This is a genomic window from Rahnella sp. AN3-3W3 (genome assembly GCF_003263545.1).
Lineage (GTDB): Bacteria > Pseudomonadota > Gammaproteobacteria > Enterobacterales > Enterobacteriaceae > Rahnella > Rahnella variigena.
Window position 1 is genome coordinate 20,350 of record NZ_JYDG01000102.1, and the last position, 13,654, is coordinate 34,003.

Here is a 13,654-nt window from a genome sequence, read left to right on the forward strand (position 1 = left end):
CATGGCAGTTGAAGATACTCAACCACTGATCAGTCATCTGATTGAACTGCGCAAGCGCCTGCTGAATGCCATTATCTGCATTCTGGTGGTGTTTTTAGCGCTGGTTTATTTTGCGAATGACATCTATCAGCTGGTGGCCTCACCGCTGATTAAGCAGATGCCGATGGGCGCGAGCATGATTGCGACCGACGTCGCATCACCGTTCTTTACGCCAATTAAACTGACGATGATCGTGTCGGTGTTCTTATCCGCACCGTTCATTTTGTATCAGGTCTGGGCGTTTGTGGCGCCGGCGCTTTACAAACATGAACGACGTCTGATGATGCCGCTGCTGTTCTCAAGCTCAGCGTTATTCTATCTCGGCGTGGCATTTGCGTATTTCGTGGTGTTCCCGCTGGCGTTTGCTTTCTTTGCGAAAACCGCGCCGGTTGGCGTACAGATTGCTACCGACATTAACAACTATCTCGATTTCGTGATGGCGTTGTTTATGGCCTTTGGCGTGTCTTTCGAAGTGCCTATCGCGATTGTGCTGCTCTGCTGGAGTGGCGTGACCACGCCGGAAGACCTGAAAAAGAAACGTCCGTATGTCCTGGTTGGGGCATTTGTGGTGGGCATGTTGTTAACGCCGCCGGATGTGTTCTCGCAAACGCTGCTGGCAATTCCGATGTATCTGCTGTTTGAAATCGGGGTGTTCTTTGCCCGTTTCTACGTCGGAGCACGCCGCCGGTCTGATGTCGATACAGAGTCTGATACCGATCCGGATCAGCCTGCATAATCCTTATTCTGCTCTAAAAAACCGCCCTGTTGGGCGGTTTCTGTTTCAGGACCTCCCATGTTTGAAATCGGTATAAACCTCACCAGCAGCCAGTTTGACAAAGACCGGCCGCAGGTGGTGGAAAGAGCCCGGACCGCCGGGCTGAGCGGCATGTTGATCACCGGTACCTCTGCGCAGGAAAGTATCGACGCTCAGAAGATGGCGGCAGAGCATCCGGACTTTTGCTGGTCAACCGCAGGCGTGCATCCGCATCAGGCCAGCGACTGGAACGAGCAGGTTGCTGCAAACATTCGTCAGCTGGCTGAATTGCCCAGTGTCGTCGCCATCGGTGAATGTGGGCTGGATTTCAATCGCAACTTTTCGCCAGCTGACCTTCAGGAAGCGGCTTTTACGGCGCAACTGGCACTGGCGAAAGAGTTACAGTTGCCGGTGTTTTTGCATTGTCGCGACGCTGGTGAGCGTTTTGCCGCATTGCTGAAACCCTGGCTGGCAGATTTGCCGGGTGGTGTTGTGCATTGTTTTACCGGCACCTGCCAGGAGCTTGAGCTGTATTTGTCCCTTGGTCTGTCGATTGGAATTACCGGCTGGGTGTGCGACGAGCGTCGCGGATTAGAGCTGCGTGAAATGCTGCCGCTGATCCCTGCTGAAAGGCTGATGCTGGAAACCGATGCGCCGTATTTACTGCCGCGGGATATGGAGAACAAACCAAAGAACCGTCGCAACGAACCGGCTTTCCTGCCGCATATCGTGAATCAGGTGGCGCTGTGGCGGGGTGAAGACCCGCAATGGCTGGCTGATATCACGGATGATAATGCGCGTAAGCTGTTTGCGTTACCGGAGCGTCGCTGAATCCATGAAAAAGGCACCGCTGAAGGTGCCTTTTGAGTTCTGATGTGTCGAAAATACCGGTCAGAGTTTCTGGAAGTGGGTATTTTCAATGCTCTGGCGAACCGGCTGATTGATCAGGTTGAGCATCAGCAGCGAACGGGCCTCGCCATCCGGCTCGGTATAAATGGCTTCGATTCCGGCGAAAATACCGTCAGTGATGACAACCGGATCGCCTTCATACGGTGTATCAGGATCGCGAACTTCAATCGTCGGCGGCTCCATCAGTTGTTTGATCACGTCCGGCTGGACAGTTGCCAGCTTTGCGCCAAAGCGGATGAAATGACTGACGCCACGCGTTGCGTTGATCGTCGTGGTATGGATCCGCTCAGGGTCAAACTCAATGAACATGTAATTTGGAAACAGGGGCTCGCTGACCGCCGTACGGCGTCCACGCACCAGCTTTTCCAGGGTGATCATTGGTGTCAGACAGTTTACCTGCTGGCGTTCAAGATGTTCCTTGGCGCGCAGAAGCTGACCACGTTTGCAATAGAGTAAATACCAGGATTCCATAGGTTCCCACATTAAAGCGTCGAGCGGGGCAGCATACCAAAAGCCGCTCACGAGATACAGACAGTGCAAGTCTTTGCAGACGTTTGCTGATTGTCGACCCGTTATCTTTTATTATCGAAGAAATGCACCTTCTTATCCCCTCTATTAGTCTTATTTTATCAGGAGAAGTCTCATGGAGTTGTTCTTACTGAGTAACGGTAAGCTTTCAGGCGAATCAGAGTTACTGGGCTATGCGAAAGCGCGCATCCAGGCGATGTTGCAGGCTCGCAAAATTACTTCTGCCGTCCTGATCCCTTACGCTCTGATCCGCAGTGATTATGATGCGCGCGCGAAAGAACTTTCAGATGCGCTGGGTATTCAGGTTAGCAGTATTCATCACGCAGCAAGCCCGGCTGAGGCGATTGCCAGCGCAGAGTGTATTCTGATCAGCGGCGGGAATACCTGGATGCTCAATCAGATGCTGCATGAAAACAGCCTGATCGTGCCAATTCAGCGCGCGGTGCGTGAGCGCAATGTGCCGTATGTCGGCTGGAGTGCGGGTTGTAATGTTGCGACGCCAAGTATTCGTACCACCAATGATATGCCGGTGCGCAATTCAGTCGTTCTGCCTGCGCTGAACCTGTTCCCGGTGCAAATCAATCCGCATTATATTGATGCGCATCTGAGTGGTCACATGGGTGAAACGCGTGATGAGCGTATCGCCGAGTTCTGTGCGGTTAATCCGTCTGAATCGGTGATTGCGTTGCGTGAAGGCAGCCTGTTGCAGGTGTCCGGTAACGATCTGAGTTACTTCAGTGCCAAAGAGCAGGGTTTCAAAGTGTTCCGTCACGGGCAGGAAACGCAGGAATATCAGGATACTCAGGCGATTCAACCTCTGGTACCTTTTAACTGCCAGTAATTTTTGCACAGATCTAATCCGCACCGTCAGACCAGAAATATCGGGACTGACGGTTATACTGCTTTTTCGTTATTGGCGTTTACTTAGGGTAAGAGTCTTACTAAAAAGAAACCTGCTGATAACAAAAAAGCAGCAACAACCCCAGAGAGGCTCTATAATGCCCTCCTTCAACCCGGCGACTCAGAATTAGCATGAAATACCGTGATTTACGTGACTTCCTCTCGTTACTCGAAAAGAGAGGCCAGCTGAAACGCATTAGCCAGTCTGTCGATCCTTATCTGGAAATGACCGAGATTGCCGATCGCACCTTGCGTGCCGGCGGCCCGGCTCTGTTGTTCGAAAATCCAAAAGGCTATGACATGCCGGTCCTGTGCAATTTATTCGGCACACCGCAGCGTGTGGCGATGGGCATGGGTAAAGAAGATGTCAGTGCGTTGCGTGAAGTCGGTGAATTGCTGGCGTTTCTGAAAGAACCTGAGCCGCCGCGCGGTTTTCGTGATTTATTCGACAAAGCGCCGAAGTTTAAACAAGTGCTGAATATGCCGACTAAAGTGCTGCATTCTGCACCTTGTCAGGAACAGATTTGGGAAGGCGATGCCGTTGATATCACTAAGATCCCTGTGATGCAGTGCTGGCCGGAAGACGCCGCACCGCTGATCACCTGGGGTCTGACTGTCACCCGCGGTCCGAATAAACCTCGCCAGAATCTGGGCATTTACCGCCAGCAGGTGCTGGGCAAAAACAAAGTGATTATGCGCTGGTTATCCCATCGCGGCGGCGCGCTGGATTTCCAGGAATGGTGTCAGCAAAATCCGGGGCAGCGTTTTCCTGTTTCGGTAGCGCTGGGTGCCGATCCGGCAACGATTCTTGGTGCCGTGACACCGGTTCCCGATACGCTGTCTGAATATGCCTTCGCGGGTTTGTTGCGGGGCAATAAAACCGAAGTCGTGAAGTGTATTTCTAATGATCTGGAAGTGCCGGCCAGCGCTGAGATTGTGCTGGAAGGGTACATTGAGCCGGGCGAAATGGCTCCGGAAGGCCCTTATGGTGATCATACCGGCTACTATAATGAAGTAGACAGTTTCCCGGTATTCACCATTACGCACATGACGCAGCGGAAAGACGCTATCTATCATTCGACCTACACCGGCCGTCCGCCGGATGAACCTGCGGTTCTGGGTGTGGCGCTGAATGAAGTGTTTGTGCCAATCCTGAAAAAGCAGTTTCCGGAAATTGTGGACTTCTATCTGCCGCCTGAGGGTTGCTCCTACCGTCTGGCTGTCGTTACCATGAAGAAGCAATACGCCGGTCATGCGAAACGCGTGATGATGGGCGTCTGGTCATTCCTGCGTCAGTTCATGTACACCAAGTTCGTGATTGTGTGTGACGACGATGTTAATGCCCGCGACTGGAACGACGTGATTTGGGCGATTACTACCCGTATGGATCCTGCACGGGATACGGTTCTGGTAGAAAACACGCCGATTGATTATCTCGATTTTGCCTCCCCGGTTTCGGGGCTTGGCTCAAAAATGGGGATGGATGCGACCAACAAATGGCCGGGTGAAACGCAGCGTGAATGGGGACGTCCGATTGTGAAAGATCCGGAAGTCACCGCGCGTATCGACGCTATTTGGGATGAACTCGCTATTCTTAATGATAAAGACGATGCGAAAAAATAATCGAATCTTTGTCCTACGCTTTGCTTTGATGACCCACAGAGGGAACGCATGACAACATTGAGCTGTAAAGTGACCTCGGTTGAGGCGATAACGGATACGGTGTATCGCGTCCGCCTGGTTCCGGAAGCGCCTTTCTCGTTCCGCGCGGTCAGTATCTGATGGTGGTAATGGATGAGCGCGATAAGCGCCCGTTCTCACTGGCCTCCACGCCTGCGCAACACAATGTGATTGAGCTGCACATCGGCGCGTCGGAACTGAATCTGTACGCGATGGCGGTTATGGATCGCATTCTGAAAGAGCAGGCGATCACCGTCGATATTCCGCACGGCGATGCCTGGCTGCGTGAAGACGGCGAGCGTCCTCTGGTGCTGATTGCCGGTGGCACCGGCTTCTCCTACGTCCGTTCGATTCTTATCACCGCACTTGAGCAGCAACCGCACCGCGATATCTCCATTTACTGGGGCGGGCGTGAACTGAAGCATCTGTACGATCTTGGTGAGCTGGAAGCGATGAGCATTAATCATCCGAACCTGAAAGTGATCCCGGTAGTTGAACAGCCGGAAGAGGGCTGGCAGGGCAGAAGCGGTACGGTGCTGAGCGCGGTTTTACAGGATTTCTCTTCGCTGTCTGAGCACGATATTTATATCGCCGGTCGTTTTGAGATGGCTAAAATCGCCCGTGAGCGTTTTGTCGCGGAACGCGGTGCGCAGGAAGATCGTCTGTTTGGGGATGCCTTCTCTTTCATCTGATTTGTATTTATGGATGGGAGAGAAAGATGAAAAAGCCCGCCCCTGACAGGCGGGAAAACGGCAACTAAAACGGATAAGAAACATTGATGAAAGCGGGCTGAATGCCCGCTTTATCGTTTTTGCAGAAAGGGAAAATCAGACGCGTTCGAAAACGGTCGCGATACCCTGACCTAAACCGATGCACATGGTCGCCACGCCAAACTGTACGTCACGGCGCTCCATCAGGTTCAGCAGCGTGGTGGAAATGCGTGAACCGGAACAACCCAGCGGATGACCGAGCGCAATGGCGCCACCGTTCAGGTTGACGCGATCTTCCATGGTTTCCAGCAGTCCCAAATCTTTCACGCACGGTAAGGCTTGTGCTGCAAAAGCTTCGTTCAGCTCGAACAGGCCGATGTCCTGCACGCTCAGTCCGGCGCGTTTCAATGCCAGACGCGTTGCCGGTACCGGACCGTAGCCCATAATCGACGGATCGCAGCCGACCACCGCCATCGCACGGATGCGGGCGCGGGCTGTCAGACCTAAAGATTTGGCATGGGATTCGCTCATCAGCAGCATCGCTGACGCACCGTCGGACAGGGCAGAAGACGTGCCCGCCGTGACGGTGCCGTTCACCGGATCGAACGCCGGTCGCAGTGCCGCCAGTGTGGCGACCGTCGTTTCCGGGCGGATCACTTCGTCGAAATCATAACGGGTAAGCACACCTTCGGCGTTATGGCCTTCGGTCGGGACAATCTCATTGGCAAAATGCCCGGCAACCGTGGCGGCATGCGCGCGCTGATGGGAGCGGGCGGCAAATTCATCCTGCATTTCACGGCTGATCTGGTGCATTTTCGCCAGCATTTCTGCGGTCAGTCCCATCATCCCCGCCGCTTTGGCGACAGTTTTGCTCAGGCCAGGATGAAAATCGACGCCGTGATTCATCGGCACATGGCCCATATGTTCCACACCGCCAATCAGGCTGACTTGTGCATCGCCGACCATAATGGCGCGGGCCGCGTCGTGCAGAGCCTGCATGGACGATCCGCACAGGCGGTTGACCGTAGTCGCCGGCACGCTGTGCGGAATTTCCGCCAGCAGCGATGCGTTACGGGCAATATTGAAGCCTTGTTCCAGCGTCTGCTGGACGCAGCCCCAGTAAATATCATCAATATCTTTGGCGTTCAGCGCCGGGTTGCGGGCCAGCACGGCGCGCATCAGATGTGCGGAGAGATCTTCAGCCCTGACATGGCGGAATGCGCCGCCTTTTGAACGGCCCATCGGCGTGCGGACTGCATCAACAATGACTACGTTTTCCATGATTTCGGTCCTTATGCCTGATTGCCGGTGCTGAGATTTTCCAGCGGAGCGGCAACCGGATAGTAACTTTCATTGGTTTGCGCTTTGGCGCGTAACCCTGCCGGTGCCTGATACATCGGCCCCAGATGTGCGTAGTGTTCGGTCATTTTCAGATATTCGGCGGTGCCGAGGGTATCAAGATAACGGAACGGCCCGCCGTGGAAAGGAGGGAATCCGATGCCGTACACCAGCGCCATATCGGCTTCAGCAGGGCTCGCAATAATCCCTTCTTCAAAGCAACGCACCACTTCGTTAATCATCGGGATCATCATGCGGGCGATGATGTCCTGCGGTGAGAAGTCAGCGTGAGCCGGTTTCAGGTTATCGGCCAGCAGGCTGATCGCCTGTTCATCGACTTCCTTGCGCGGTTTGCCTTTGCTGTCTTCGCTGTAGCGGTAGAAGCCGAGATGGTTTTTCTGACCGAAGCGCCGGTTGTCGAACAGGACATCCACAGCATCGCGATAATTGCGGGCCATGCGTTGCGGGAAGCCAGCGGCCATGACGGCCTGCGCGTGGTGAGCGGTGTCAATGCCGACCACGTCCAGCAGATAGGCCGGACCCATTGGCCAGCCGAACTGTTTTTCCATTACTTTGTCGATCTGGCGGAAATCAGCGCCATCTCGCAGCAGCAAACTGAAGCCGGAGAAATACGGGAACAGCACGCGGTTAACAAAGAAGCCCGGGCAGTCGTTCACCACGATCGGCGTTTTGCCCATCGCCAGTGCGTAAGAAACGATACGCGAAATGGTTTTGTCTGAGGTTTTCTCGCCACGCACGATTTCAACCAGAGGCATACGGTGAACCGGGTTGAAGAAGTGCATACCGCAGAAGTTTTCCGGACGTTTCAGCGAAGAAGCCAGCTGATCGATAGGAATGGTTGAGGTATTCGAGGCCAGAATGGTATCGGCGCTGAGCAAGGATTCCGCTTCAGCCAGGACTGCGGCTTTGACTTTTGGATTTTCTACTACGGCTTCAACGACGACGGAAGCACGTTCGATGCCGCTGTAATCCAGCGTCGGATGAATGGTCGACAGTACTTTGGCCATTTTCAGACCGTCGAGTTTGCCGCGCTCAAGCTGCTTGTTCAGCAATTTGGCCGCTTCGTTCATGCCGAGCGTCAGGGACTGGTCGCTGATGTCTTTCATCACTACCGGTACGCCTTTCAGCGCGGACTGATAAGCGATCCCGCCGCCCATAATGCCTGCGCCCAAAACCGCAGCCTGCTTCGGTTTTTCGCTGTCCTGCGCCAGTTTTTTAGCTTTGCCTTTCACGAACTGATCGTTAAGGAAAATGCTGACCAGTGCGCGCGCTTCTTTCGATTGTGCAAGCGGCACAAAACTGGCGGTTTCCAGCTGCAAAGCTTCGTCGCGACCCAGACAGGCAGCGGCTTCAATCGTTTTTACTGCGGTCATCGGTGCCGGATAATGTTTGCCGGCAGTTTGCATGACCATACTCTTGGCCACGCTGAAACTCATCTTCGCTTCAATCTGGCTGAGTTTCAGTGGCAGACGTTTCGGGTCGCGGCGGCTGTGCCATTCCAGTTTGCCGTCGATGGCATTTTTCAGCATGGTGATACCGGCGTCGCGCAGTTTATCCGCTTCAACCACGGCATCAACCAGCCCGACTTTCAGAGCCTCTTTCCCGCTGATGTTTTTACCGGCGGCGATAATTTCCAGCGCACTGTCAGTACCAATCAGGCGTGGCAAACGCACGGAGCCACCAAAACCCGGCATGATGCCTAAGCTGGTTTCCGGCAGACCGATACGCGCATCGGCGGTGCTGATACGAAAATCCGTCGCCAGCACGCATTCGCAACCGCCACCCAGTGCATAACCGCTGATGGCAGAAAGGGTCGGCACCGGCAGGTCTTCCAGCCGGTTAAAAATACTGTTAGCGAAATCCAGCCACTCGTGCAGTTTTTCCGCTGGCGCATTAAACAGTGATAAAAATTCAGTGATATCCGCGCCGACGATAAACGCCGGTTTAGCTGAACTGAGCAGCAAACCTTTCAGGTCAGACTGTTTTTCAAGTATCGCAATGGCTTCGCCCAGGCTGGCGACAGTTTGGGTGTCGAGCTTGTTAACCGAGCCTGGAGCATCAAACACCAGCTCCGCGATACCGCCGTCGAGCCAGTGCAGGTGTAATGTTTCGCCTTGGTAGAGCATGTGTCTCTCCTGAATCATCTGGGATGATCTGGTATGACCAGATGCTTTGGAGTGTGGTTTTTATGTTAATAATTTGCAAATGAGATGTGTTTTATTTGCAGGCAAGATCACAAACCTTCCGGGACTATGGTCACGGTGAGGCTGTGGTAAGATGCTGCATCGTCTTTCAGGTGAAAAAAGGACAGTTGGATGGAATCGCTTACTACGCTTTATAAAGAACATATCGCCACGCTGCAGACGCGTGCCCGTGAAATTCTGCAACGATCTCAGCTTGATGCGTTACTGATTCACTCTGGTGAATTGCTGACGACCTTCCTTGATGATCATAGTTATCCGTTCAAAGTAAACCCGCAGTTCAAAGCCTGGGTGCCGGTCACGCAGGTGCCTAATTGCTGGTTATGGGTGGATGGCGTGAATGCGCCGAAGCTGTGGTTCTATTCGCCGGTGGACTACTGGCACAGCCACGAACCGCTGCCGGAGTCCTTCTGGACCAAAGAAATTTCCCTGACGCCGCTGGCCAATGCTGATGACATCAAAAGCCAGTTGCCGGTTGATCTCAAGCGCATCGGTTACATCGGTTACAGTCAGGATCGCGCGATCAGCATGGGTATCCCTGCTGCTAACGTGAACCCGAAAGCGGTGCTGGATTACCTGCATTATCATCGCGCCTACAAAACAGATTACGAACTGGCCTGTATGCGTGAAGCGCAGAAAGTGGCGGTGAGCGGCCATCGTGCGGCGAAAGAAGCGTTCCTTTCTGGCATGAGCGAGTTCGATATTAACCTGGCGTATCTTACTGCGACCGGTCACCGTGATACCGATGTGCCTTACAGCAACATCGTCGCGCTCAATGAACACGCTTCCGTGCTGCATTACACCACGCTCGATAACCAGCCACCTGCCGAAATGCGCAGTTTCCTGCTGGATGCGGGCGCGGAATATAACGGTTATGCCGCTGACCTTACGCGGACCTATGCCGCAAAACCGGACAGTGATTTCGCTGCGCTGATCAAAGATCTGAACACGGAAGAGCTGGCGCTGATCGATACGATTAAGGCTGGTGTGCGCTATACCGACTATCATGTTCAGATGCATCACCGCATCGCCAAATTATTGAAAGCGCACAAGCTGGTGGTCGATATCAGTGAAGACGCTATGGTGGAACAGAACCTGACCGGGCCTTTCCTGCCGCATGGTCTGGGACATCCGCTGGGATTACAGGTACACGATGTGGCCGGTTTCATGCAGGACGACACCGGTACGCATCTGGCGGCGCCTTCGCAATATCCGTATCTGCGTTGTACCCGTGTCCTTGAGCCGGGAATGGTGCTGACTATCGAGCCAGGTTTGTATTTCATTGATTCGTTGTTGTTACCGTGGCGGGAAGGGCAGTTCAGCAAGCACTTTGCCTGGGATCGTATCGACGCGCTGAAGCCTTATGGCGGCATCCGTATCGAAGACAACATTGTCATCCACGATAATCGTATCGAGAACATGACACGTGATCTGAAGCTGGCCTGATGCAGCCTTATTCCGTCCCCGCTGAACCTGTCATTTTCAGCGAAGAAATAAAGAAGAGCCGTTTCATCACCCTGCTGGCGAGAACTGAGGGAGTTGAAGCGGCAAAAGCTTTTATTCAGGAGATCAGAAACCAGCACCCGGCAGCGCGTCATCACTGCTGGGCGTTTGTGGCGGGTGCGCCTGATGATTCTCAGCAACTGGGATTTTCTGATGACGGGGAACCTGCGGGCACAGCAGGTAAACCGATCCTCAGTCAGCTGATGGGAAGCGGGGTTGGAGAAATTACTGCCGTCGTCGTACGTTATTACGGCGGCATTATGCTGGGAACCGGCGGTCTGGTGAAAGCCTATGGCGGCGGTGTTCAGCAGGCATTAAAGCAACTTGTCGTGCAGCAAAAAGTGCCACTGGCGGAGTTCGCGGTGCAGTGTGATTACAGCCAGTTACAGCTGGTGGAAACCCTGCTTTCGCAAGTCGGTGGACATATTTTACGCAGTGAGTTTGGCGCTGCGGTAGATCTCGTTCTGGCGCTACCCGCCGCGGATGCGCCGGCAACCGTCAGTCACTTATTCGATATCAGCCGTGGCACGCTTATCCTGCGTCCGGTTTCTTAAATTTTATATGGTTAATTCGCTGAGGAACGCACCAGCATGCATTTTCGTGCCATAACACGCATCGTGGGGGTGCTTGTCATCCTTTTCTCGGGAACGATGATTATTCCCGGACTGGTCGCTTTAATTTACCGTGATGGTGCGGGGCGTGCATTCAGTCAGACATTCTTTGTCGCCCTGGCAATTGGGCTATTCCTCTGGCTTCCCAACCGGAAACAAAAGAGTGAGCTCAAGCCGCGCGAAGGTTTCCTGATCGTGGTGCTGTTCTGGACGGTGCTGGGCAGCGTCGGGGCATTGCCGTTCCTGTTCTCCGAGCGGCCGAATCTTTCCCTGACCGATGCGTTCTTCGAATCCTTCTCCGGTCTGACAACCACGGGCGCGACCACGCTCGTCGGGCTGGATTCCCTGCCGAAAGCGATTCTCTTCTACCGGCAGATGCTGCAATGGTTTGGCGGGATGGGGATCATTGTGCTCGCGGTGGCAATTCTGCCGATACTGGGCGTCGGGGGGATGCAGTTGTATCGCGCCGAAATGCCGGGGCCGCTGAAAGATAACAAGATGCGCCCGCGTATTGCTGAGACGGCTAAAACGCTGTGGCTTATCTATGTTCTGCTGACGATTGCCTGTGCTTTGTCTTTATGGGGCGCGGGGATGTCGGTCTTTGATGCTATTGGGCACAGTTTCTCGACGATTGCGATTGGCGGTTTCTCGACGCACGACGCCAGCATCGGTTATTTCCATAGCGGCACTATTAACAGCATTGTGGCGGTATTCCTGTTGATTTCCGGTTGTAACTACGGCCTGCACTTCGCGGTGCTAAGCGGGCGCAACCTCAAGGTGTACTGGCGTGATCCGGAATTTCGCATGTTTATCGGCGTGCAGTTCACGCTGGTCGTCATCTGCACGGTGATTCTGTGGATCCATAATACCTACGGTTCGCCGCTGGAAACGCTCAATCAGGCATTCTTCCAGGTAGTCTCAATGGCCACTACGGCGGGATATACCACCGACAGTATTTCTAAATGGCCGCTGTTCCTGCCTCTTTTATTATTGTGCTCTGCGTTTATCGGCGGCTGTGCGGGTTCCACCGGCGGTGGCCTGAAAGTGATCCGCATCCTGCTGCTTTATTTACAGGGTTCACGCGAGCTGAAAAGACTGGTTCACCCGAACGCGGTTTACACCATCAAACTCGGTAATCGCGCACTGCCGGAACGTATCATCGAAGCGGTCTGGGGATTCTTTTCCGCTTACGCGCTGGTTTTCATTATCAGCATGCTGGCGATTGTGGCGACCGGCGTAGATAACTTCTCTGCTTTTGCTGCGGTCACGGCTACGCTGAATAACCTGGGGCCGGGATTAGGCGTTGTGGCCGATAACTTTGCATCGATGAATTCAGTGGCGAAATGGATCCTTATCGTCACCATGTTGTTTGGTCGTCTCGAAGTCTTCACATTATTAGTACTGTTCACGCCGACGTTCTGGCGCGAATGAGTTTTAAGAAAGGGAAACAAGAATGAAAGCGTTAATACTCTATTCCAGCCGTGACGGACAGACACACGCGATTGCTTCTTATATAGCAAGTGAGCTGAAAGAGAAGTGCAGCTGCGATGTCATCGATCTCGTTCATGCCGAACACGTCGATTTGAAAAACTATGACCAGGTGATGATCGGTGCTTCTATACGTTATGGTCATTTCAATCCGGTGCTGGATAAATTCGTTGAGAAACACGCGCAGACGCTGAACCAGATGCCTTCGGCATTTTTCGGTGTGAATCTGACGGCGCGTAAAGCTGAGAAACGGACTCCACAAACTAATGCGTATGTGCGTAAGTTCCTGCTGGCCACGCCGTGGAAACCTGCAATATGCGCAGTATTCGCCGGAGCTCTTCGTTATCCACGATATCGCTGGTTCGATAAGGTAATGATCCAACTTATTATGCGTATGACAGGTGGCGAAACCGATACGCGAAAAGAAGTGGAATACACCGACTGGCAGCAGGTGGCTAAATTCGCTGAAGATTTTGGGCAGATATCGTATAAAAAATCGCATTAATGCGGGCTTTATAGACGTATAGACCAAAAAGAAAGCATTCAGAAAGTTTTTTGAAATTAGGGGTTGCGGCCTTCTGAGAACTCCCTATAATGCGCCTCCACTGACCGGGAACAACGACTCCTCTAACGAGAACCAAGTCGCCCAGTCAGGAAGAATCAACCCGGTGAAAACACCGCATCTTGTAAAAGAAAATGGTTGACTCTTCAGGGAGAAAGAGTATTATCTGCCTCCCACGTTGCTGAGTTAAGTCTCGAAACGTACGCTCTTTAACAATTTATCAGACAATCTGTGTGGGCACTCACAAGACGATATCAGCCACTTCGGTGGCAAATTATTTATTGACAGCAATGTCAAGTCTTAGAGTGACCAAGCAGTAATTCATTTAGTTGAATTATTACGAAGTAATCTCTGAGCACCGCTTAACTTGTTTAAGCAAATCGAACTTTTAATTGAAGAGTTTGATCATG

At 53.1% G+C, this 13,654-nt stretch carries 11 protein-coding genes and 1 pseudogene; 9 read left to right on the top strand and 3 right to left on the bottom strand.

All coding sequences use genetic code 11. From position 1 onward, the window contains the following. The first annotated feature begins 1 nt into the window (after position 1). Complete coding sequence (gene tatC, locus UC15_RS22020; protein ID WP_112290952.1) at positions 2-775, top strand: Sec-independent protein translocase subunit TatC; 774 nt, start codon at positions 2-4, stop codon at positions 773-775. A 57-nt stretch (positions 776-832) separates the two neighbouring features. Beyond that, positions 833-1,624 carry a 3'-5' ssDNA/RNA exonuclease TatD gene (gene tatD / locus UC15_RS22025; protein ID WP_112290954.1) on the top strand — a complete coding sequence of 264 codons (792 nt, stop codon included), beginning with the start codon at positions 833-835 and terminating at the stop codon, positions 1,622-1,624. 60 nt (positions 1,625-1,684) lie between these two features. On the opposite strand, the gene rfaH is transcribed toward tatD, so the two are convergent. Beyond that, positions 1,685-2,173, bottom strand: a complete 489-nt coding sequence (gene rfaH / locus UC15_RS22030; RefSeq protein ID WP_181955594.1) for a transcription/translation regulatory transformer protein RfaH — start codon at positions 2,171-2,173, stop codon at positions 1,685-1,687. Between the two features lie 172 nt (positions 2,174-2,345). On the opposite strand from rfaH, the gene pepE reads away from it, so the two are divergent. The 3 genes and pseudogenes from pepE (at position 2,346) to fre (ending at position 5,502) form a co-directional block, all read left to right on the top strand. Next, a complete protein-coding gene (gene pepE / locus UC15_RS22035; protein WP_112290957.1) occupies positions 2,346-3,071 on the top strand; it encodes a dipeptidase PepE in 726 nt (241 codons plus the stop codon). A 191-nt stretch (positions 3,072-3,262) separates the two neighbouring features. Then, the gene (ubiD, locus tag UC15_RS22040) at positions 3,263-4,753 is read left to right on the top strand and encodes a 4-hydroxy-3-polyprenylbenzoate decarboxylase (RefSeq protein WP_112290958.1); all 1,491 of its coding nucleotides are present in this window, start codon (positions 3,263-3,265) and stop codon (positions 4,751-4,753) included. Between the two features lie 48 nt (positions 4,754-4,801). Next, positions 4,802-5,502, top strand: a pseudogene (gene fre / locus UC15_RS22045) (NAD(P)H-flavin reductase). Between the two features lie 135 nt (positions 5,503-5,637). Here the strand turns inward: fre and fadA are convergent. Both fadA and fadB read right to left on the bottom strand, forming a co-directional pair. Further along, positions 5,638-6,801, bottom strand: coding sequence for an acetyl-CoA C-acyltransferase FadA (gene fadA, locus UC15_RS22050; protein WP_112290960.1), 1,164 nt, complete (start codon positions 6,799-6,801; stop codon positions 5,638-5,640). 11 nt (positions 6,802-6,812) lie between these two features. Continuing rightward, entirely contained in the window at positions 6,813-9,005 is a 2,193-nt protein-coding gene (gene fadB, locus UC15_RS22055; RefSeq protein WP_112290961.1) for a fatty acid oxidation complex subunit alpha FadB, read from the bottom strand. A 189-nt stretch (positions 9,006-9,194) separates the two neighbouring features. Here fadB and pepQ point away from each other — a divergent pair, with 189 nt between their 5' ends. The 4 genes from pepQ to hemG are packed head-to-tail and all read left to right on the top strand — an operon-like array spanning position 9,195 to position 13,187. After that, complete coding sequence (gene pepQ, locus UC15_RS22060; RefSeq protein WP_112290963.1) at positions 9,195-10,526, top strand: Xaa-Pro dipeptidase; 1,332 nt, start codon at positions 9,195-9,197, stop codon at positions 10,524-10,526. Beyond that, the gene (locus tag UC15_RS22065; protein ID WP_112290965.1) at positions 10,526-11,137 is read left to right on the top strand and encodes an IMPACT family protein; all 612 of its coding nucleotides are present in this window, start codon (positions 10,526-10,528) and stop codon (positions 11,135-11,137) included. The genes pepQ and UC15_RS22065 overlap by 1 nt, the downstream gene beginning before the upstream one ends. A gap of 36 nt (positions 11,138-11,173) precedes the next feature. Then, entirely contained in the window at positions 11,174-12,625 is a 1,452-nt protein-coding gene (gene trkH / locus UC15_RS22070) for a Trk system potassium transporter TrkH (RefSeq protein WP_112290966.1), read from the top strand. A 22-nt stretch (positions 12,626-12,647) separates the two neighbouring features. After that, a complete protein-coding gene (gene hemG, locus UC15_RS22075) occupies positions 12,648-13,187 on the top strand; it encodes a menaquinone-dependent protoporphyrinogen IX dehydrogenase (protein ID WP_112290968.1) in 540 nt (179 codons plus the stop codon). The last annotated feature ends 467 nt before the right edge of the window (positions 13,188-13,654 follow it).

Coding starts and splice junctions, on each gene's coding strand:
- tatC (WP_112290952.1), top strand. CDS start 2: ATGGCAGTTGAAGATACTCAACCACTGATCAGTCATCTGATTGAACTG.
- tatD (WP_112290954.1), top strand. CDS start 833: ATGTTTGAAATCGGTATAAACCTCACCAGCAGCCAGTTTGACAAAGAC.
- rfaH (WP_181955594.1), bottom strand. CDS start 2,173: ATGGAATCCTGGTATTTACTCTATTGCAAACGTGGTCAGCTTCTGCGC.
- pepE (WP_112290957.1), top strand. CDS start 2,346: ATGGAGTTGTTCTTACTGAGTAACGGTAAGCTTTCAGGCGAATCAGAG.
- ubiD (WP_112290958.1), top strand. CDS start 3,263: ATGAAATACCGTGATTTACGTGACTTCCTCTCGTTACTCGAAAAGAGA.
- fadA (WP_112290960.1), bottom strand. CDS start 6,801: ATGGAAAACGTAGTCATTGTTGATGCAGTCCGCACGCCGATGGGCCGT.
- fadB (WP_112290961.1), bottom strand. CDS start 9,005: ATGCTCTACCAAGGCGAAACATTACACCTGCACTGGCTCGACGGCGGT.
- pepQ (WP_112290963.1), top strand. CDS start 9,195: ATGGAATCGCTTACTACGCTTTATAAAGAACATATCGCCACGCTGCAG.
- UC15_RS22065 (WP_112290965.1), top strand. CDS start 10,526: ATGCAGCCTTATTCCGTCCCCGCTGAACCTGTCATTTTCAGCGAAGAA.
- trkH (WP_112290966.1), top strand. CDS start 11,174: ATGCATTTTCGTGCCATAACACGCATCGTGGGGGTGCTTGTCATCCTT.
- hemG (WP_112290968.1), top strand. CDS start 12,648: ATGAAAGCGTTAATACTCTATTCCAGCCGTGACGGACAGACACACGCG.